The sequence below is a fragment of the Flavobacterium sp. FG19 genome, assembly GCF_057809475.1.
The window spans coordinates 77348-99552 of record NZ_JBMDKA010000014.1 but is presented as its reverse complement, the minus strand read 5'-3'; the positions used below and the strand labels follow the sequence as shown (position 1 = coordinate 99552).

At 36.2% G+C, this 22205-nt stretch carries 19 protein-coding genes; 2 read left to right on the top strand and 17 right to left on the bottom strand.

What is annotated here, in order from left to right:
- Window positions 1–78: 78 nt before the first annotated feature.
- Window positions 79–1221 carry an acyl-CoA dehydrogenase family protein gene (locus ACODST_RS15195; protein WP_488932962.1) on the bottom strand — a complete coding sequence of 381 codons (1143 nt, stop codon included), beginning with the start codon at window positions 1219–1221 and terminating at the stop codon, window positions 79–81.
- Window positions 1222–1233: 12 nt separating this feature from the next.
- Window positions 1234–2121, bottom strand: coding sequence for a ComEA family DNA-binding protein (locus tag ACODST_RS15190; RefSeq protein WP_488932961.1), 888 nt, complete (start codon window positions 2119–2121; stop codon window positions 1234–1236).
- A gap of 274 nt (window positions 2122–2395) precedes the next feature.
- On the opposite strand from ACODST_RS15190, the gene ACODST_RS15185 reads away from it, so the two are divergent.
- Window positions 2396–3850 (top strand): amino acid permease, encoded by a 1455-nt coding sequence (locus tag ACODST_RS15185; protein WP_488932960.1) that lies wholly within the window; start codon window positions 2396–2398, stop codon window positions 3848–3850.
- Window positions 3851–3924: 74 nt separating this feature from the next.
- Here ACODST_RS15185 and ACODST_RS15180 read toward each other — a convergent pair whose 3' ends face one another.
- The 4 genes from ACODST_RS15180 to ACODST_RS15165 form a co-directional block, all read right to left on the bottom strand.
- Entirely contained in the window at window positions 3925–4152 is a 228-nt protein-coding gene (locus ACODST_RS15180; protein WP_029273438.1) for a PspC family transcriptional regulator, read from the bottom strand.
- An 89-nt stretch (window positions 4153–4241) separates the two neighbouring features.
- Window positions 4242–5513 (bottom strand): DUF2851 family protein, encoded by a 1272-nt coding sequence (locus ACODST_RS15175; RefSeq protein WP_488932959.1) that lies wholly within the window; start codon window positions 5511–5513, stop codon window positions 4242–4244.
- 159 nt (window positions 5514–5672) lie between these two features.
- On the bottom strand, window positions 5673–7034 hold the full coding sequence (locus ACODST_RS15170; protein ID WP_488932958.1) for a pyridoxal-phosphate dependent enzyme: 1362 nt from the start codon (window positions 7032–7034) through the stop codon (window positions 5673–5675).
- A gap of 46 nt (window positions 7035–7080) precedes the next feature.
- Window positions 7081–9054 carry a putative porin gene (locus ACODST_RS15165; RefSeq protein WP_488932957.1) on the bottom strand — a complete coding sequence of 658 codons (1974 nt, stop codon included), beginning with the start codon at window positions 9052–9054 and terminating at the stop codon, window positions 7081–7083.
- 170 nt (window positions 9055–9224) lie between these two features.
- Between ACODST_RS15165 and rnhB the strand changes: the two genes are divergently transcribed.
- Window positions 9225–9887, top strand: a complete 663-nt coding sequence (rnhB, locus tag ACODST_RS15160; protein ID WP_488932956.1) for a ribonuclease HII — start codon at window positions 9225–9227, stop codon at window positions 9885–9887.
- A 50-nt stretch (window positions 9888–9937) separates the two neighbouring features.
- On the opposite strand, the gene ACODST_RS15155 is transcribed toward rnhB, so the two are convergent.
- The 11 genes from ACODST_RS15155 to ACODST_RS15105 all read right to left on the bottom strand — a co-directional run bounded on the left by ACODST_RS15155 (window position 9938) and on the right by ACODST_RS15105 (window position 21963).
- Window positions 9938–11437, bottom strand: coding sequence for a SusD/RagB family nutrient-binding outer membrane lipoprotein (locus tag ACODST_RS15155; RefSeq protein ID WP_488932955.1), 1500 nt, complete (start codon window positions 11435–11437; stop codon window positions 9938–9940).
- 3 nt (window positions 11438–11440) lie between these two features.
- On the bottom strand, window positions 11441–14728 hold the full coding sequence (locus ACODST_RS15150) for a SusC/RagA family TonB-linked outer membrane protein (RefSeq protein ID WP_488932954.1): 3288 nt from the start codon (window positions 14726–14728) through the stop codon (window positions 11441–11443).
- Between the two features lie 213 nt (window positions 14729–14941).
- Complete coding sequence (locus tag ACODST_RS15145) at window positions 14942–15682, bottom strand: SDR family oxidoreductase (RefSeq protein WP_488932953.1); 741 nt, start codon at window positions 15680–15682, stop codon at window positions 14942–14944.
- 63 nt (window positions 15683–15745) lie between these two features.
- Entirely contained in the window at window positions 15746–16321 is a 576-nt protein-coding gene (locus tag ACODST_RS15140; RefSeq protein ID WP_488932952.1) for a Crp/Fnr family transcriptional regulator, read from the bottom strand.
- A gap of 13 nt (window positions 16322–16334) precedes the next feature.
- A complete protein-coding gene (locus ACODST_RS15135; protein WP_488932951.1) occupies window positions 16335–17189 on the bottom strand; it encodes a nuclear transport factor 2 family protein in 855 nt (284 codons plus the stop codon).
- A gap of 166 nt (window positions 17190–17355) precedes the next feature.
- On the bottom strand, window positions 17356–17955 hold the full coding sequence (locus tag ACODST_RS15130) for an NAD(P)H-dependent oxidoreductase (RefSeq protein ID WP_488932950.1): 600 nt from the start codon (window positions 17953–17955) through the stop codon (window positions 17356–17358).
- A gap of 78 nt (window positions 17956–18033) precedes the next feature.
- Window positions 18034–18852, bottom strand: a complete 819-nt coding sequence (locus tag ACODST_RS15125; protein ID WP_488932949.1) for an AraC family transcriptional regulator — start codon at window positions 18850–18852, stop codon at window positions 18034–18036.
- 19 nt (window positions 18853–18871) lie between these two features.
- Complete coding sequence (gene lipB, locus ACODST_RS15120) at window positions 18872–19573, bottom strand: lipoyl(octanoyl) transferase LipB (protein ID WP_488932948.1); 702 nt, start codon at window positions 19571–19573, stop codon at window positions 18872–18874.
- A gap of 5 nt (window positions 19574–19578) precedes the next feature.
- Window positions 19579–20331 (bottom strand): hypothetical protein, encoded by a 753-nt coding sequence (locus ACODST_RS15115; RefSeq protein ID WP_488932947.1) that lies wholly within the window; start codon window positions 20329–20331, stop codon window positions 19579–19581.
- Between the two features lie 71 nt (window positions 20332–20402).
- A complete protein-coding gene (locus ACODST_RS15110) occupies window positions 20403–21179 on the bottom strand; it encodes a hypothetical protein (protein WP_488932946.1) in 777 nt (258 codons plus the stop codon).
- 58 nt (window positions 21180–21237) lie between these two features.
- Complete coding sequence (locus tag ACODST_RS15105) at window positions 21238–21963, bottom strand: hypothetical protein (protein ID WP_488932945.1); 726 nt, start codon at window positions 21961–21963, stop codon at window positions 21238–21240.
- Window positions 21964–22205: the final 242 nt, after the last annotated feature.

The following is a 22205-nucleotide window of genomic DNA, read 5'->3' as shown; positions in this document are numbered from 1 at the left end:
TTTTTTTCAGAGAATAGAAAAAAGAAAACAGAACATAGACAAGATCTTTTTTACCCTCTTTCCTCTATTCTCTTTTTTCTATTCCCTCAACAAATTTCTTGAAATAACTAATTTCTGAATCTCGGTAGTTCCTTCTCCAATAGTACACAGCTTAGAATCCCGGTAAAATTTCTCTACCGGAAAATCTTTAGTATACCCATATCCTCCATGAATCTGAACCGCATCGTTTGCGATTTTCACACAGGCTTCAGAAGCATACATCTTAGCCATTGCCCCTGCGGTCGTGACGGGTTTATGCTGCTGTTTTAAATAGGCCGCTTTATGCAATAGCAATTCTGAAGCTTCAATTTCCGTTGCCATATCAGCCAGTTTAAATGAAATTCCCTGAAAATTACTAATCGGCTGTCCAAACTGATGTCTTTCTTTTGAATATTTTAAAGCGGCTTCATAAGCTCCTTTTGCAATACCTAAAGATAAAGCTCCAATTGAAATACGGCCTCCGTCTAATATTTTCATAGCCTGAACAAACCCCTGACCTACTTCTCCCAGCCTGTTGGCATCAGGCACACGACAGTTGTCAAAAACAAGCTCGGCAGTTTCACTTGCCCGCATTCCTAATTTATTCTCTTTTTTTCCTGAAGAAAAACCGGACATTCCTTTTTCAAGAACAAAGGCAGTCATTCCTTTAGAATCTCCTTTTTCTCCCGTTCGGACTACTACTACTGCTACATCGCCTGATATACCATGGGTAATAAAGTTTTTAGCTCCATTTATAATCCACGAATCACCATCCTTAACAGCCGTTGTATTCATTCCTCCTGCATCAGAACCGGTATTATGTTCCGTTAGACCCCATGCTCCTATATATTCAGCCGCAGCGAGTTTAGGCAGGTATTTTTGTTTTTGCTCTTCATTACCAAAAGTCAGAATATGATTGGTACAAAGTGAATTGTGTGCCGCAACCGAAAGCCCTATTGAAGGATCTGCTTTTGAAATTTCCTCAATTATAGTAATATATTCATGATACCCTAATCCTGAACCGCCGTATTCTTCGGGAACTAAAACCCCCATAAATCCCATTTCTCCTAATTTTTTAAATAGCTCAACAGGAAAAATCTGGGCTTCGTCCCACTCCATTATATAAGGTTTGATGTTTTTTTCAGCAAAGTCCTTTATAGATTGCGCAATCATCGACTGCGTTTCATTATAGTCAAAATTCATTTTACTAATTTTTTAGAACTCCAAATATAAACTAATTATTTTTGCTTTTTCAACAGGAAAACCTTTAATTTTTGACAAATCCTCAATATTATTAAAATTTCCGTTCATACTTCGACAGGTAACAATTTCTTTGGCCAGGGCATATTTAAAATACGGAAACTGCGACAATTCCTTTAAAGACGCATCATTTATTGCTATTTTCTTAAGTCCGGCAGGGACAACAACTGTAAAATGAACATTCAGTTCTTTAATAACTTCCGGAGAAAGCCCCCAGATTTCTTCCATTTGTTCCATTGAGACAAATCCTCCCAGTATTTCTTTTTGTTTCAGTATTCTCGAAGACAATCCTTCCCCTATTCCATATATTCTGATCAAATCTTCCTGACTGGCCTGATTAATATCCCTCAAAACAATCTTTTCTTTCTTTTCAAATGTTTTTGGAACATATTCCTTTTTCTCTGATTTAAAATCATTTTTCTTTTGTGTCCAGTCCGGAAATTTAAAAAGAGGAGACAATACCTTTAATAAAGAATCCGACACCTGTGTCACCTTTTGAAATTCTTCTGCAGAGTTTACATACTTATTTTCTTTTCGAAAGGCTAAAAGCCTGTCGATCTCCTGCACTGACATTCCAAGTTTATATCCTTTATAGTCGGTAATAAAATTGGGATTAAAAGTATATACCTTATGTGTATCGTTTGATTTTAACTCTTTCGCAGCATCAATTTCTGCTTGCAGTGAAAGCCATTGATTCTCTTCCGGAAACTTTTGTTCCGGCTGGCTGAAATCAGTAAAAAAATAAACCAGCTGTAAAACCACTATAATAAGAAATAATAAAAAAATCCCTATTCGTTGATGATTTGTAAACTTAAAATAGACGTTAAAGACCTTAAAATTCATTTTTAACAAAAATATACAGGTTATAGCAAAGTCTAAATTAAGGGAAAATAAATTGAATTATTAAGAAAAATATTAAAAATTTAAAGAAAATACACTTTAACAGTATCAGAACCCTTCTTTAATTAAATTAATAAATTTCAGGCTATAAAGTACATAGCACTTCTGATTCTCTAAAAAATTAAATATTTTATAACTTAAAACATGATAATTGTTTTTATTTTTTACAAAAAACAATACATTTGGAGCTTAATAACAAATAAACCAATATTATAATATGTCAATTTGGAAAACTAAACCTCTTTCGGTATTGCTTGGTGAAGCATCCGAATCTGAGAAAGGACTAAAAAGAACCTTATCTTCACGTTCGCTTGTTGCACTTGGAGTTGGAGCAATTATTGGAGCGGGACTATTTTCGCTAACAGGAATTGCCGCTGCCGATCATGCTGGTCCGGCTGTTACCATTTCTTTCGTTTTAGCTGCTGTAGGCTGCGCATTTGCCGGACTCTGTTATGCTGAATTTGCCTCCATGATTCCTGTTGCCGGTAGTGCTTATACGTATTCGTATGCTACTATGGGAGAATTTATGGCCTGGATTATTGGCTGGGATTTAGTTTTAGAATATGCATTAGGAGCCGCTACGGTCGGAGTAAGCTGGTCACGTTACCTGCTGGAACTGCTTGCTAAATTCAATATTCACCTTCCGCCTGAATTGATTTGTTCTCCATGGGAAAAATTAACTTTAAGTAACGGAACTGTAGTTGACGGCGGAATCATAAACTTACCTGCTATTTTTATCGTTTCCTTACTTTCATTACTATTAATAAAAGGAACAAAAGAATCTGCTACAATCAACAATTTATTAGTGGTTGTAAAAGTAGCGGTTGTTATTATCTTTATTGTTTTAGGATGGAAATTTATCGATCCTACCAATTACGTTCCTTACATTCCTGAAAACACAGGTGAATTTGGTAAATTTGGATGGTCCGGAATTGCGGCGGGAGCTGGTACCGTATTTTTTGCTTTTATTGGTTTTGATGCTGTTTCTACAGCTGCACAGGAAGCCAAAAACCCTCAAAAAGGAATGCCTATTGGTATTTTAGGTTCACTTATCATTTGTACTTTATTATATGTATTGTTCTCTCACGTAATGACAGGACTTGTACCTTACTATAAATTTGCCGGAGATGCAAAACCTGCTGCTACTGCATTTGCTGTAACTGGTTATGACTTTTTACAAACTGGTTTGATTATCGCTATTCTGGCTGGTTATACCTCTGTAATGCTGGTAATGCTTATGGGACAAAGCCGTGTATTCTACACCATGAGTAAAGATGGTTTACTACCTCCTTTCTTTAGTGAAATTCATGCTAAATTCCGTACACCATGGAAAACGAACCTTTTCTTCTTAGTATTTGTTAGTTTATTTGCCGGACTTGTTCCTGTAAGTGATTTGGGTCATATGGTAAGTATTGGAACCTTATTAGCATTCGTACTGGTTTGCGTAGGTGTTATGGTAATGCGTAAAAAAATGCCGGATGCACCAAGAGCTTTCAGAACTCCATGGGTTCCATTTGTACCTATTGCCGGTATCATCATCTGTTTTGCCTTAATGTATTCGTTACCAAACGAAAGCTGGGCACGATTAGTAATCTGGATGGCATTAGGAATCCTTATTTACTTTGTTTACGGTAAGAAAAACAGTAAATTAAATAATCCTGAAAAAGCATAATTTTGCTGTACATACAAAACAAAAAACGGATCATAATGATTATGATCCGTTTTTTTTATGCCTGTTGTTTTTCTTTATAAATCAAATACTGAAGTTCTTTTAGCCCTGATTAAATCTTTAAGACGAATCCAGAATGCAAGCGTGAGATAAACCCCAAATCCTAAACCGGCTGTTACAAACGAAATGTAGATAAAAAACAACCGGACACTTGTAACACGCATACCCAGTTTATCTGCTAATCTGGAAGATACATGAAAACCATATTTTTCGAAGAAAAACTTTAATCTTAAAATAGCTGACATTCGTACTTTTAATTTTGTGTCTATTATGAAAAAGACGGTTAGATTTTACAAAACTACAAATTATCTGGTGATCCGTTTTTTTAAATTGCTTAATTATTTTTCAGCAGCTCCATTCCTACTGCACATCTCAGACAAGCTTTGTGATTACAATATTCATTTTTCAACTCTAATAGAGCCTGAGTTTCAAAAGCACTTTTCGGTTTTATCCCAAAAGAATGAAACTTTTCTACAATGACATTTTTCTCAGGATCAACTTCATTCATAAACCTAATCAATTCTTCTGATATAAATGTTCCAATCGTTCCTGAGTAAGCAAACTGAACCGGAATTATCGTATTAATGATGACAAGATCAAGAAAAGCCCTGGAGAGCATTTTGCTTTTATAACGACTCTTCTTATCAAATAAATAATGATTTTCCCAATAGGTACTTACTGAGACCGCAAGCAGTTTATAAACACTCGCAACCGACTGCAGACGGACAATTTCTGAAAATAAATTTTGGTATTTATGATATAAAGCGGCCAGTTGAGAAAGCCGGATTGTTGGAAAATTATCCGGTCTGTGTTTAAAAAACTGAACCGGTTCTGTAATAACTTTTTCCAGCTGGTATTTATTAAGAAGATAAAAATACCGGAATTTTAAATCTTTAAAATACACATCTTCTTTTTCACCCTCCAGCAAACCAGCAGCTCCAAATAACAATGCTTCCAGATTTTCCACTTCAAAACCTTCTTTTCTTATCACCGAAAAAGGAATTGATTTGGCAATCTGCAAAAAGGAAGATCCGTTCGTATTTAGACCGAAATTCTTGGCCAGCAGACAAAACAAAACAGCTTCCCAATCCTGATGGGTTTCGTCCAACAGTTTCAAAACCGTTTTAGACTTTCGTTCCAGACGCTCGAAGAACAATCTTTCCTGCCAGTTCTTAAAAACAAAATCGTCTGTTTCACTAATTTGTTTCTCGCACGAAATCCAGCTTTTGGGTGTTGTGAGGGTTGTATAACCTGCCAGTGTTTCTTTGGCAACATAATCTCTTAAAACCAATACCGGAATTTCTGTATTATCTTCCCTAAAAACAGCAGTGTCATTTTCCCATACCACGTGCAGAATTACATTTTCGTAAGCCGGATCTTTTTCGTGATGATGCAGGTACCAGTCTGAAGATTTCAGGTGAATTTCTACATTCCCCGCCCACTTCTGATCTCCGATTTTAATTAGAGCATTAAAAAAATCAGGTCCCGAAAGTTCTAAATAATCTCCCGTTTTAATAATAACAACGGGTTCATTCTGCACCGTTCTTAAATTCAGAGTATCAAACTTCCTGAATTTCCAAAGATAATGAAGGAAATCTTCTTTCATTTTTTTTAGATTTTAAAGCGTCAAACAAAACCTAAAAATAATAAATTTTAAAACTATTCTTACATTTTTAAATTGTTTTTTCAAACAATTATAAAAAAAATCCGCAAAGGTTGATCTAAAAATCAATCTTGCGGATTAAACAGGAGATTAAAAAGCGGTTTATTTTATAGCCCCAATAATATCATATTTAGTAATAATATGGTGGCTTCCGTTTCCTAAATCAACCAAAACAGCATCATTTTCTTTACTGAAAAGTTTAGAAACTTCTTCAATTGGTGTACCTAATTTTACAATTGGAAAAGGTTTGCCCATTACTTCTTTAATTGGTTTTTCGGCTACATTTTTATCCGCTACATAACTTCTGAATAAATCTGTTTCATCTACAGAACCAACAAATCCGGTTATGTCTACCACCGGAATCTGTGAGATTTTGTATTTACGCATACGCTCAATAGCATGCGAAACCAATTCTTCTGTTCTGACTACAATTAATTCTTTATCGATATGATCTTTAATAACATCCTCGGCTTTAGTTACATTTTCTTCTAAAAACCCACGCTCGCGCATCCAGTCATCGTTGAACATTTTACCTACATAACGACTTCCCGAATCGTGAAAAAGTACCACTACAACATCATCCGGTTTAAAATGCTCTTTTAACTGAAGCAGGCCTTTTATACAGGCTCCGGCTGAATTCCCTACAAAAATTCCTTCTTCAAGCGCAATTTTTCGGGTATAAACTGCTGCATCTTTATCGGTTACTTTTGTAAAACCGTCAATCAGCGAGAAGTCAACATTTTTAGGTAAAATATCTTCTCCGATACCTTCTGTTATATACGAGTAAATTTCATTTTCATCAAAAATTCCCGTTTCATGGTATTTCTTAAAAACAGAACCATAAGTATCAATTCCCCAGATTTTAATATCCGGATTTTTTTCTTTCAAATATCTTCCCACTCCGGAGATCGTTCCTCCTGTTCCTACTCCTACCACAAAATGTGTAATTTTACCTTCTGTCTGTTTCCAGATTTCAGGCCCTGTCTGCTCATAATGTGCCAGTGAATTGGACATATTATCGTACTGGTTTACATACCATGAGTTAGGTGTTTCTTCGGCTAAACGTTTTGAAACCGAATAATAAGAGCGGGGATCAGTAGGTTCAACATCGGTAGGACAAACTACAACTTTTGCTCCTACAGCACGCAGAATATCCATTTTTTCTTTAGACTGTTTATCTGAAATTACACAGATCAGCTTGTAGCCTTTTACAATAGCAACCAGTGCCAGTCCCATTCCGGTATTGCCGGAAGTTCCTTCTATAATGGTTCCTCCTGGCTTAAGTCGTCCGTCTGCCTCAGCATCTTCAATCATCTTTACCGCCATCCTGTCTTTTACAGAGTTCCCGGGATTAAAAGTCTCGACTTTTGCTAATACTAACGCATCAATTTCAGCAACAATTTTGTTGAGTTTTACCAATGGTGTATTACCAATTGTTTCTAAAATATTATTTGAAAAGTCCATTTTTATTTAAGTTTTATGTGGTATTTAAAATAAGTCCCCGCACTTTTTACTGGAAGAAATTCCAAACCAGACCGAATCGGATTACGAAATCGCGATACGGATTATTGGGTGCCGAATAATAATTACTTGGCGAAAATAGCGCGTTTAAATGCTCTGTTTTTACATAGAAACGGGTTTGACGGATTCTGGCATTTATAAAAACATCAATAGTAGCATAATTTCCTATTTCTTTATCTGTCTGCACAAAAAATTCGCCTATAACAGGATTAAAACCATTACCGTAATATTTAGTAAAATAGTTAAATACAACTCCTCCCTGTGCATATAATGCCTTCTTGAAATAGTAATTAGAATAGTACAATGTATTTCGGGTTACAAAATCAGGTACATTTAAAATTAAGTCCGACTGATCTACTTTTTGATACAGCAGGGTATTATCAAACCCAAACTTTCCAAATTTAAATTCTTTATTAGCCTTAATTTCGAGGAAATTAATATTATTTCCGTATTGTGCCGGTTTTATAATCTGGGTTTGTTCTGCAATCTGATCAGCTGTAGAAGCATCTTCAAAATACAAATGGTCTTTTAAAACTGTATAAGTCGCCTCAGCATTTAACCACGGGGTGTAAATCTTGGCCCCTAACATATTTATTTTTTCATTCTTAAAATTGTTCGACCAGTTGTACGCTACATAACTGCTCTGGTACAAATTGTAGTTGTTGTTAGGCAGTTTATTAATGTTACGAAACCTGAAATCAAACTGGATTTTCTCGCTTAAATCATATCGCAGTTTGGCATCGAGGTCAGAAAGGGACTGATTGGTAATAGATCTGGTATATAAAAATCTTCCGTTCCACTTATTCTTTTGGTATTCGTACTGTGCTCCGGCGTTATTGATCTGAAGAAACAAATTATCCGGAATCGTTCTCCCGTCTTTAAAAACTATGATTTTATCATATTGGTAATTAGATCTGTAGTCATCTACAAAGAAATTAAATTTTCCTAAAAGAGAGTTTTCATAAGCCAGCCCCACTTTATTATAAAGTCTTTCAAAATGCGTCTGATCGTTTATCCCGCTGGTTACATATGATTCTCCAAAACGCTGAATCAGTTCTCCGTCAACTGTTGATAAAACTGTTGCCTGATTGTATTCATAAAATTTGTTTTCATAATTGAACTGATGGTTGACGTACAAATTATTGCTTACGTTTTTAGGATTTATTCTAAAAGCATGGTCAAAAAACAAACGTCTTCCTTTTAAAAAGGATTTTGCATCAGTCAGGTAAACCTGTAAACGCTGACGGTTTTTATAATCAGGATTGTCGCTTTCAAAATCTTCAGGAGTGGTAATCCCTCCATTTTCTTCGTTTGAATTGTCCTGATAAGTATAATGTGCATTTAAAGTGTATCTTCTGTTGGTTGTGGCATAACTGGTGGTAAACCTAAAGTTTCCGGCACTAACCAGCTGGTTGATATAATCTCCTTCTGAACGTAACCCTCTGTAAGCAATAGAAAAATTTAGGTTCTTGGACGTATTCAACGTTATAAATGAGTCCACATTCTGCCCTTTGTTAATCGTTGTATTAAAAAACAACTCTGTAAAAGGGGTTGCCGCAGAATAATAGCGTACATCTTCTGCCTGTATATAATTAAAATGTTTGGCGCTAAAACCAATTTCAGGATAAGGCGAATAACTGGTTAAACTGTATTGCAGGGTATTTAACGGCTGTCCGATATTGGAAAACTCCAGCAGTCCAAAAAGATCTTTTCGAAGATGATTCTGCTTATAAGCACTTTTTATCGTCAGCGAAGTATCGGCATAAATCGTATCATGCTCCAGCGTAATAATCTGATATTGATCTATAGTCGCAATTTTTGATTTTTTCTTTTTAACCGTATCTGTAATACTGGAATATTGCGTATTCATATCTAAATTATTCTTAGAGGCGGGTTTTGGTTTTTCCTGAGAAAACAATAATGCAGGTACAACTAATAGATATAGAAAAATGAATATTCTCATTGGATAGCTTTATAGATAATTATTTCGACAAAATTTGCTAAGCAAAGGTAAATGATAAATATGTATAAATAAAAAAACACTTCAAATTCTGCATTTACCTTGGCAGACAGTATGAAAACGAATATTTTTGCTGAAAATTTTATTTCATTTCTCTTTTAAAGTTTAAAAAAATGCTTGAAAAAAATTTCTCCGGATTTGTTTTGGAAACCGGAACCGATGAGGCTGGCCGAGGCTGTCTTGCAGGTCCTGTAACGGCTGCTGCCATTATCCTGCCTGCAGATTTTGAGCACGAAATTTTAAACGACAGTAAACAGCTTTCTGAAAAAACAAGAGCCTCTTTAAAACCTATTATTGAACAGCATGCTGTTTGTTTTGCGGTTACTCATTTGTTTCCGGATGAAATTGACGAAATAAATATTTTAAATGCTTCTATGAAAGGTATGCAGGAATGTATTTTAAAGCTGAAACAGGTTCCTGAATATATTATTGTCGACGGAAACCGTTCATTAAACGCTAAACTTGGTTTAAAAAATACTTTTGGAAAACAATTTTCTGCTGAAGAAATTGAACTTCTGAAATCCATTCCAAACAAAAGCATCATAAAAGGAGATTCAAAATACCTCAGTATTGCGGCAGCTTCGGTTCTGGCCAAAACCTACCGTGACGAATATATGGACATGATTCACGAAGAGTTCCCAATGTACAACTGGAAAAAAAATAAAGGCTATCCTACCAAAGAACACCGTGAAGCGATTAAAAAATACGGCACAACAAAATACCACCGTATGAGTTTCCGGCTTTTACCGGATCAGCTGGAACTTAATTTCGAATAATATAAAAGGGCTGTCTAAATCTTTAGACAGCCCTTTCTCTTTCCAGCTATTTAATATTTATCCCAAAATAACTTTGTATTCATTTTATCTCCTCCAATATCATTGGCCGCTTTTGTATAATTGGTTCCATTTACAGACTGTTCTTTTCCCGGATAGGTATATCGCACAGGAACTGTCAAAATATTTTTATCAATAGCTGACTTAGGTGCTTTTAAAACCGGAAAATCCAGCCTTCTGTAGGATGTCCAGGCTTCGAATCCTCTGTTATAAAGGGCAAACCAGGCCTGAGTTCCTATTTTTTCTTTCCAGGTAGCACCGCTCTGAACATTAGAATAATCAACTTTGGGTTTTTCAAGATAAGCTGCGGCATCGGCTTCTGTTAATCCCCAATCCAGCATTGAGGCCGTGATACCGGCATTGTAATAGTGTTTAGCCTGAACAGATCCACCCGGAATTAAATTTTTCTCTGCGGCTTCTGCCAGTAAAAACTGAAGTTCTGCGTAATCAAACAAGGTTCCCGGAAATGTTGGGCTGTTAAAAGTTTTCGTTAAATGTGAAGAAGCAGCATATACATTGGCCTCTCCGTAAGTTCCACCAACAAAAGTTCTTCCGGCAGGAAGCTCCGGCGTTGGGGTATCATTAACAAAATACTTTACCATTCGCGGATCTCCAACAGCATCCATTGCTGCTACAAAAGGTTCAGCCGGAACAAAATCAGTTCTCTTACTGGCAACCAGATCAGTATATAACGGATTCTGATTTCCTGTCGTAGCCAAATATACAAGTCTTATATTGTCTGCATTACCGGAAAGAGGTCCGTTTGCTAATGCTGCCTGAAGCTGTGCTGCCGCATAAGCCGGCTCGACATCGGAAATATTTACAGCCAGTTTTATAATTAAGGAATTAACAAATTTGGCCCACTTAACATTGCTGGCAGGATTTCCTGAATAAATAATATCAGCACTGCCAAAATTAGGACTTAAGGCATTTTTTTTAAATACAGCTTCATCCTTAACCAGTCTTGCGATAAGATCTCTATAAATGGTTTTGGCATCATCATAAGCCGGAAGCGGATATTTTACAATATCACCAGCCTGTGTATATGGAACATTTCCAAATGTATCTACTAATATACTATATGAATATACCTGCAGCACATCAATAAGGGCTAATTTATTCTGCTGTACAGCAATTTCAGCATCTGTAATAACCGACTGAGCTTCAATCATTGATTTAGACTCTGCTAAATCAGACAATACATCTCTGTAAAATATAGTAAAATGATTATCCGGTATTTTTCTGCCGGTAAGATCGTACTGGCTTTCACTAGGATAAGTTGTTTCTGCCCATTGCTGAGCAAAAAGCCTGAAAACATTATTATTAACGTTAGTATTTACCATTTGGTCCACCAATTTTTTCTGGGCACTTGAAAATAAATATTCAGGTTTAGTAGTCGTTGGCTTCTTTGGATCGACATTTTCATCTGTAAGATCAGCACTGCAGGAAACCAGAATACCCAGAAAAGACAGTAATAAAAGTATTTTTTTCATGATTTAAAATTTTAAGGTTAGGTTACAGCCAATGTTTCGTGTAGTAGGCAGTGAGCCGCTTGAATAACCTGCTGACAGATTACCTGAACTAAGTCCGCTTTCCGGATCTGCACCGGGAAGATTTTTATGAATGATCCATAAATTGGAACCTACCAGAGACAGTTTTAAACCTGTTAATTTCATTTTAGATACCATCTCCGTTGGAAAAGTATAGGTGATACTTGCTTCTCTTAATTTGATATAACCCGCATCATAAATAAAAGCTTTTTGTGGATTTTTAGTATAACCGTAAACTCCTCCTGCCACTTCCGGAGCAGGTGTTCGGGTTGTATTTGGAGTTCCGTCGGCATTTACACCCGGCAATATTACCCCGCCTCCGTTGGCCAGTGTATTACGTACCGGATTTCCTAATTCGTTATAACCGGCGGTAGATTCGTAAAGCCCGGAATTTTGTCCATAATACTGATCTAATGAAAAGATATCACCGCCTTTTTGCATATCAATCAAAAAGCCGAATGAAACTTGTTTGTATGTAAATTTGTTTCGAATTCCGCCTATCCAGTCCGGTGTTACATTTCCAATCACATTCGTAGTGGTTGATGTGATCACATAAGTTCCGTTTTTCGTGATTTTTTGTCCATCGGCTGCGTAGACATAATCTGCCCCGATAATATTCCCATAGGGCTGGCCTTTTTTAGCTACAATACTTACGCCTCCCTGGAAAGAACCCAAAGTCAGTGTTTCTATACCCTCTGTCAGTTCCACGACTGTATTCTTATTTTTGGACCAGTTTACAAAAACCTCCCATTGAAAATCTTTCATTTTAACTGGTGTGGCATTAAGCTGGATTTCGACACCTTTATTCTCAACCGAACCGGCATTTACATATTTTGAAGAATATCCTGTTGCCGTAGAATAATCAACCGGAAATATCTGATCTGAACTTAAACTCTTGTATATACTGGTATCCAGCCCGAGCCTTCTGTTAAAAAACTGCAGTTCTAAACCCACTTCCTGAGAGGCTGTTTTTACGGGGCGCAGATGGGCATTTGCCGCAATATTAGGCTTTGAATAAAGCGGATTGGAACCGAAATTATCAAATTTATCAAAAGTATCCTGCAGGGCATACAAGTCAATATTTCCCTGCGGATTTTCAGCATAACTTACTCTCAGCTTCCCAAACGAAAGCCAATCCTTATTAACGTGCTGTGTGAAGACATAACTTGCCGATGTTGAAAAAGTATTTACGGCATTGTCTCCTTTAGGTAAAGTAGAAAATGCATCATTACGTACCGTGCCTTCCAGGAACACAAAATCTTTATACCCCAAAGAGGCTGAGGCGTACACACTGTTAACTCCCGAATTATCTTCTCTTTCAACCGGAAACGGTGCTGCCGAATTTGAATTGTTTAAGGAATAAATACCCGGTATAATGAGTCCGCCTTCTGTAGAGGCTAAAGTTGAAGTTCGTCTCGTTCTTAAAGCATTGTACCCTAACAAACCATTTAAAGAAATAGCATCAGTAAGCTTTTTATTGAAGTTTAAAGTAAACTGATAATTCTGCTCAGAGAACATACCGTTGTATTTTTGATATCCTGACGGAACAGATGCCCTGCTTACACCAAAAACGGCACTACTTGCCCCATCTGCTCTTCTCTCTTCCCGCAGCTCGGCATAACTGTCTGTACTGGCCTTTCCTGAAGCTGTTAACCAGTCTGTGATTTTATAATCTAATTGTACATAGCCGATAAAACGGTTTCTCTCATCAGACTGAAAGTTTTTATATCGGGTAAAGTACGGGTTATTTTGAGACTTAACATTTGTTTTTCCATTAGCAGGATCCTCCATATGCCAGGCTATGTTTTGTCCTCCTGAATTTTCAAAAACACTTTTCAGTTCTTTTATATCAACATTTACCGGCCACCATTGCCTAAAACTGCTCACTACATTATCTCCGCTGTATCCGGTGGAATTTCGTCCAACCGTGGTTTGCGCCATATAATTCGCAAAAACATTCGCTGATAATTTATCCGTGAATTTATGGTTTAACTTAAGGCTTAAGTTATTCTTTTTTAATTCACTGTTAGGCAATATTCCGTTTTCCTTAAAATTGTTGTAATTGATCACAATATTGCTTTTTTCATTTCCGTCTTCAAACGAGATGGAATTATTGAATGTTTGTGCCGTTTGAAAAAAAGTTACCGGGCCGTTGGCTGCAGCAACCCAGGGTGTTTTTTGCCCGTAATTCGAAGAATAAGGGGTGTAGGCATTCCATTGGTAAACCATTAAACCAGGATCAAAAGCGACACCGTAAGAAGCATCGTCAAAAGTAGTTGCCACCTGATTCCCGTCTTTATCAATTACAAAAAAAGCTCCTGTTGGCCCAACCGGTATTCCTTTTGGATTTCCTTTATCATCATAAGTCGGTCCGTAGCCCTGACCATATTTATTTTGATATACTGGAAAAGTTTTTTTATCAAGTGATCCTAAAGTGAATTCACTCGAAACCGTAATTCCAATTCCTTTTTTTGCTTTCCCTTTTTTAGTGGTAATCATGATCACACCATTACCTGCCTGCCAGCCGTACAAAGCAGCCGCCGCTGCTCCTTTCAGGATATTTAACGATTCGATATCATCCGGATTAATGTCCATACCCGCATTTCCGTAATCATAAGTATTTCGGACTCCTTCTGTCTGCTTTGCCGTATTGGAGTTAATATTACTGTTGTTAATAGGCATACCGTCTATAACAATAAGCATCTGGTTATCACCTGTCAGGTTTTTAACACCTCTTGATACCACATTGGTCGAACCTCCAAAATTGGTATTTTTTCGAATGTAAACGCCGGCCGCTTTTCCTGAAATTTCATTTAAGAAATTCCCGCTTGCAGCTCCTGAATTCAAATCGGCTCCTTTTATTTCCTGCGAAGCATATCCAAGGGATTTTTTCTCTCTTTTAATTCCTAAGGCTGTTACTACAACACCTTCAAGTTCATTAGAAATGCTGGCCATCTTTGCGTTTACAACTGTAGACGACGCCTGAATTTCCTGAGTCTTCATACCCACGTAACTAAAAACTATAACCTCTCCCGAAGCTGCTTTGACGGAGTAATTCCCATCGATATCGGTTTGGGTTCCTTTTTTTGTTCCTTTAATCAGAACACTAACACCCGGAAGAGGAAACCCGGTCTCATCAGATACCTTTCCGGAAACTACTCTCTCCTGAGAGAAAGCCATTTGTATCATTAACATCATAAATAATGTTAAAATACATTTCAACTGTAATTTCATTTTTTGCTTTTATTTGGTTAATAAATAGCCGGCAAATCTGAAATTATTTTCTTACATTAACAATTTGAAAATGTTAAATTTTAACTTTTTTCTTACTTTTTATTTAATTTAAATTAGCTTTTGTATTACATAAGCATCTAGTAAGGGGAGCAACTATCTGGAATTCAAATAGTAACAAAAAACTATTTATACAAAAAACCACTGCAAATTTCTTTAATCAAGACCATTTATTTTCCTGAATGCAAAACGGGGCATTATTCGAAAAAGAAGATAAAGCAGTTTTACTTTTGCAACTCTGACCTCAGGCTGATTATTGGTAATTCCTTTAAGCATTTCTGAAACGGCTCTTTCTGCCGAAATAGCTGTTTTAGGCACTTCTCCTTGGTGCCAGGGCGTATTTACTACCGGAAACAGGACTTCTGTAATTTTTATTTTTTCATTTTTAAGCTGTTCCCTTAAAACTTGTGTGAAAGAATGTAATGCAGATTTAGCCGCATTGTAAAACGGATAAATAATTCTTGGTACATACACCAGCCCGGTCGTAATGTTTATGATTTTAGGATTTTCATTTTGTATCAAAAGCGGATACAATAATTTGATCAATCGTATCGGAGCCCTGAGGTTTACCGCTAATTCAGCATCTAATTTGTCCAGAATAAAACGGTCTTCTGTAAAATTGCTTTTGTTCGCAGCAGCGGCATTATTGATTAAAATATTTATTTCAGGGTAGTTAAGACGAAGCCATTCAGCAAAATCTTCGCATTGGGATTCCTGCGCAATATCGCACTGGTAGATAATTAGACCCGGAAGCTGCTTCCGGGCTTCTTTTAGTTTTTCGAACGAACGCGAACAGGTAATTACTTTGTTTCCTTTTTGGATTAGCTGGCGGCACATTTCAAATCCCAGACCGGAACTGCCTCCTGTTATTACAATGGTATTATTTTTAATTTCCATAAACTATTATTTTAAACAAAATTCAAAAATAGTTTTACAGAAACTCTTTTCCATTGACCTGTGTTAAGTCCTGTATTTTCTTTTTAGTCTGCTCAGGGATTCGGGCTGAATCCCTAAATAGGAAGCAATGATCTGCTGTGAAACACGATTTTCTAAATGGGGAAATTCATGTACAAACAGCTCATATCTCTTTTCTGCATCCAGCAGAAGGAGTTCTCTTTCTCTTTTTTCTTTTACACAAAAAGCTTTTTCGATTATTTTGAGCAAAAAACCATTCCAGAACGGATTTCTTTCTTTTATTGCCAGCCAGCCAGCATAGTCTATCTCTATAAATTCAGATTTTTCCAGTGCTTCGACTGAAAAATAAGAAGGACTGCTCTGAATCATTGCGGAATAGGAACTTATAAAATTCTTTTCCGTGATGATATTCTTTGTCACTTCATTTCCTTTTGCATCCACATAGACATACCTAAATAATCCCTCAATCACAAAAGCTATTTTTCGGGGAGTCTGGCCTTCATTAATAAAACAATGTCCTTTTGGCAGTACGGCATATTCCGAAATTTCGGTTAGTTCCTGTAATTCCTTTTCCGGAATTTGCAGATGATTTAAAAATAATTTTTTTTCTTCATTTTCCATAGGCAGCATTGTTCTACTTTCTGCTTTTCAGGAATTCGGCAAATTGTTTGGTATCAAAATAAAACGGTCTCACCGCCGTAATTTTTCCATTTTTTAAATCAAAATGTTCCGAAACAGGTACCGAAATGGCTTTACCGGATTTTTTAGCGGTGGCTTTTATCGTAAAATACAAAATGACTTCATTTTTGGAAGCATCAGTAAAATAAACCGGTTCTTTTTCTATTTCCAGACTGCAGAACTCTGCCGATTTGGTAAACATTTTGGTCCATTCATTAAATCCTTTGTAAGTCCCGCCATACGGTAATCCTTCGGCCTGATAGTACGGAGCTCCTTCTTCAATCAAAGCAGACATTTTAATCAAATCCTTTGTTTTGAAAAGGCATTCAAAATATTGTGACACTACTTTTAAATTATCGGCTTCCAATTTGTTTAAAATATCTGTTTCAGACAATTCGGCTCCTGAATCCCAAAAACTAATAATTTTACTTACCTGGCCTTTACCGTTTAAACGGGCAAAATCGCGTCCGCCCATTATAAGTGTATTCTTTTTAGCATCCATAATTTTCCATTCCCAGGTAATGTAATTGTCTTTTACAATTTTAGGACCTGAGCTAAATAAGGCATCGGGATTTTTTTTATAAAACTCGCTGATCACATTATTAAAAGGCACTATACCTTTTACAGAAGCCGAAGGATCTTCAAAAGTACTGTCGTCCAGCCAGACTGATTTTATTAGTTTTAACCGGGCATCACTATTACGTTCCTGCCATACTTTTTCATAAACCGCAATGGGATTTAATTTCTCCTTTTTCTGGGCAAAAAGTCCGTTAAACATAAAAAGGAAGCAGATGAAGTAGAGTTGTTTCATAAGTAATGGGATTTAGTTAAAGCCTTCGATAAAAGTATAAAACCAAATTTAACTTAAAAACCTCAGAAATCGGCAAGATCTGCCTAATTTGTTATCCTTTCAAAATCCCGGCTCCTGTTCTCTCATTTTTACATTTTTTACAATATTTTTTTTCAAAAATACTTTTCTAACCAAAAACAGGGGTTTCTTCCGGAGATTTAAAAGCACTCTTAAGCTGCTGTTCCCAGTCTAAAACAGATTCCAAAGAAGCCCTGTCGGCTTTATCAAAATAAAAATGCTGTTTAATTTCCAGTCCGCAGTACCCGAAAATTCCGGTGTCTGAAGTTAAAGCCAGCGCTTTGTCCATGCCTGATGCCTGATATTCGGCATTTGATTTTCCGTGCGAATTAATAATAACCGTCTGTTTCCCTTTGAGTAGTCCTTTTTGCACTCCCTGATCATACCGATAAGCAAAACCGTAACTAAAAACACGGTCAATATAACCTTTCATAACAGCCGGCATTCCCGTCCACCAGATCGGATAAATAAAAATAATCTGATCGGCCCAACTGATAAAATCCTGTTCCGTTTTTACATCGGCAGCTACCTGCCCTGCCCGCTGTCCGTACATATCCTGCAGAGAAAGTACGGGATTAAAACGAATCGCATTTAAATCACGGACTATGATTTCCTGTCCTGATTTTTCCAGAATTTCGACAATTGTATTTTTAAAGAAATGGTTTAAACTTTCCGGATTAGGATGCGCATAAATAATTAGATTTTTCATGTTTACTGTTTTTTAAAGATTAACATGACAAATGTAAAACGCGGGTTCCGGTACCCATTGTAAGAAAACGAAATCGGCTTATTCTGCCCCTGAACTGCAGATATCGTTTTGAAACTGTAAAAATTTTGTGGGAGAAATATTCATGTAAAATTTAAAATCATGAATAAGCTGGCTCTGGTCGTAATAACCGCATTCTTCTACAACTGCCAGCCAGTCTGTTTTAGAATCGCCTGTGGTATTTTTCTGAATCTGACCAACAGCTTTTAAAAACCTTTGATAACGGTTTGCTTCCTTTATACTATAACCAAAAATTTTCTTCTGGCGGAGCTGAATGTTTCTTTCGGTCTGATTGATTTTTGAAGCGATTACTTTTACAGGATTCAGATTAGGTTCCTGAAAGTCTTTCAGGAGTTTGGTTATACTGTTTTGCTCCCTTAAATAAGGTGTACAAAAATCCAGGATATAATTTACCCGTTCCTGCGTATCCGAAAGTTTTTTAAGTTCTTCCCATAAAAGGGAAAAACAGTTTTCCTGCATCAGCTGATCGGGATGAACAGGAAGGGAATCAAAAAGTACATTTCCAAAAAACCGATAAAAAGCATCTTCTTTAAAATTAGCGACCAGGATTTCGGACCCCGGCTGCAAAGTATATTCAAAAGCTTGTTTTACAGGGCCGAGAACAATACATTTTTCAACTTCTAAAAACGTATTCTGCTGTGATTTGAGAGAGGCTTTAGTTCCAAAATTAAAAGCCAGCAGAGTCTGAAAACTGGGCAGTAATGTTTTGGTTACAGGAACTGCTGTTTTGTTTTCGGCAAAATAAAAGTGGGAAAAAACAGTTTCAAATGCCGAAGGAACTGCAATTCTGTAATTGTTATTTTCTTCGGCATTTTTCATATGCTGTTTTTATAGAACCTTACTTAACAAATTCCGCTTCGAATAAATCCGTAAGGTGTTTTATGATTTTCGATTTTACTTCTTCTTCGTCTACTTTTTCTACGCCAAGTTCAACATTTAAAGAGGTTACTCCTTTACCGCGGATACCGCATGGAATAATATTATCAAAATAACCTAAATCGACATTTACATTTAAAGCAAATCCGTGCATGGTTACCCAGCGCGAGGCACGAACGCCCATTGCGCATATTTTGCGGGCAAACGGTGTACCCACGCCCAGCCATACTCCGGTTTCGCCTTCGCTCCTGCCGGATTCCAGACCGTATTCTGCCAGAGTTAAAATCATAGATTCTTCGAGCAGACGAAGGTATTTATGAATATCCGTAAAGAAATTTTCTAAATCGAGAATCGGATAACCTACAATCTGTCCCGGACCGTGATAGGTAATATCGCCGCCACGGTTGATTTTATAAAAAGAAGCTCCTTTGGCTTCGAGCTGTTTTTCGTTTAATAGTAAATTTTCTAAATCGCCGCTTTTACCCAAAGTATACACGTGCGGATGCTCTACAAACAATAAATAATTAGTTGTTGGCAGATCAAGTTCTTCCCGTCTGTTCCTGATTTTTAAATCGACTATGTCTTTGAAAAGTTCTTCCTGATATTCCCAGGTCGATTTATAATCCCGGTTTCCCAGATCCTGAAGTTGGATTTTCTTGTTCATTGTATTTATTTTTCAAACTCTACTTCAAAGTTGAGTTTGTCAGGATTCTCCATATAATCCGTGAAAGGGTATTGAATTGTAATTGATTTTCTGTCGTCACTGAACAAAGCGTTCGGATTGGATACTTTTTTAATCTTCTTCGGAAAATGATATTTCACGACATAATTAGATGAAGCAAACATCATTTTGGACATATCAGCTGTCGAATCTTTTGCTTTTTCGGCCAGTTTCTGTTTATCGATAACGGCTTTTCTAATAAATTTCTTTCCGTCGTATGAGTAACTTAGTTTGCTTTTATTGTCTCCAAAACCGCTTCCCATTGGTGTCGCTGCGGCACTTCCTTCCAGTTTTTGCAGGGCACTTGCCGTTTGCAGAATATCCTGCAGTTCATTTACATTTTTAAAATCAGTCGTAAAAATCATTTGAAACTGCTTTTTCTCGGCACTCATTTTTGTCGATACCACAAAATTTTCCAGTCTTTTAAGTTCCTTCTGCACCTCTGGTGAAAGTTTAGCAATACTGTCTTTTTTTTCTTCAAATAACTGTTTGAAAGTAAAAGTAGAATCGATATCCTTTTTAGCATCGGCTCCCATCTGGCTTCCAATCTGATCGCCTGCCATTTCCATCAAAGCAGAACCATCCATGTCTACAGAGAATTTTCCGGTTCCGTTATCGTTGATATAGATATTTTCGGTAAAAGTACAGCTGGTTAAAGCTGCTAATAAAAAAGAAAAACTTAATAGTTTATATAATTTCATCGTGGTGTAATTTTTTATCAAAGATACGAAGTCTATTTTTAATTGTCTGGTTCTGAATTTTAAGTCTCCTGTTAATTTTCAAACAGTACTTTGAAGCCTAATTCTTTCTCATTCTCCGGAAGTTCCTTTAACGGAATATCTAATGTAAAGCTTTTTCTGTCTTTTGAAATAACTGCTTTTTTTAGTGAAACCGTTTTTATTCTTTTTGGAAAATGGTACTCAAACGAATATTTACATTCTTTAAGCATTTCATCCATCTGTTTTGTCAGCACATTTTCCTCCTGTTTTTCCTTTTTCTTCTTGTCTTTCTTTGCTTTATCCTCTTCTCCTGTACTCAAAATCTTTTCAAAAACCTTTCCATCATAGTTATAGGTAAACATACTTTTTTCCTTTTCTTTTTCTGAAACGGCACTTAAGTCCCCTAATTGTTTACCCGGCCCTACTTTGGGCATCGCTTCAAGAACATCAAAAGGCGAAACCATTTTTTTGAGACTATCGGCAGAAGAAAAATTATATTCCATATCAAACTCTAACTGCTTTTTGTCTTCATTGGACTTAACATGTACTTTGAATTTTTCAAGAATCTTTATTTTCTGCTGATCAGTGTCAGACAATTTGGCAATACTGTCCTTTGCTTTTGCAAAAACCTCCTTAAAAGTAAAAACGGTATCCATTGTCTGCTTCTTTTTTATAGAATCATTGCTCTTAAATCCCACTTTAAAGATGCCCGAAAAATCGAAACCATATGAAAAACTTCCTGATCCGTCTTCATTAAGTATCATTTTTTCTTTCATAACGCAGCTGGACACAGCAAAAACAATAAAAAAACTAAGTAGAATTTTTTTCATAAATTATAGATTTGGGTTGTGCGGCGAAGATAGTTTCTTTTCAGAATTATTTTAATTTTTATTCTAAAACAACTTCCAGATTTGTCTTTTCAGGATTTCCATAAAATGCTGAAAGTTGAAATTCTACCGTTAACTCTTTTTTATCTGAACTAATAAAAGCATCCGGATTAGAAACAGATTTGATATTTCCCGGAAAACGATATTTCAAAGTGTAAGTCTGCATCAGGTTCATATTGTTATAGCGTTCCAAAAACTTTTCAGATTGTTCTTTCGCTTTTTCTAATTCAGCCGTGTTAATAACAGAAACAGACCGTTTAAAAATTTTCCCATCAAAATCATATACTATTCTGTAATAATGATTTTCTGCCGTAAGAGCATAATTATGCTGAATATCCGACGCATAATCTTCGGTTTTAAATAAATCCGGAATTTCTGAAACTTTATCAAAATGCAGCGAAAATTTATTTTTAAATTCTTTTTCGAAAGAACTCTTTTTCAGATGCACCTTTACCCTGGCATATTTTTGGAATAACTGCTGTTCTTCTGTTTTATATTTTACAAAGTTCTCATTGTATTTATCAATAAAATCCTGAAAAACATAGGTTGTATCCTGATATATATTTTCACGGGAATACTCTCCTCCTGCCAGTTGCATATAACTGTTTTCATCCCGAATCTGTTCTGTTTCTATGGTGCCGCTTCCATCAGAGTTGATTGTAAGGGTTTCTGTAATCTGACAGCCTGATGCTAAAATCACAAGTAATATAATTACTAAATATTTCATTTTTTGTAAAAGGTTTTGATTTTAAAAGATGCTAAGATAATTAGTTTTTTATTTAATTTTCTTACAATTAAAAGTACTGCTGAAAACAAAAGTCTCTTATCCGGCCCCGATTACTTCCCATAAAATTTATTTTCAAAGGAGTTCAGTGAATTTCATTTGAAGCGGTATTGTTTTTCCTGCTTCTTTAGCAACGAAAAGATACAAGCGGATAGCGGGACTAAAGGTCATTGAAACCCAATAAA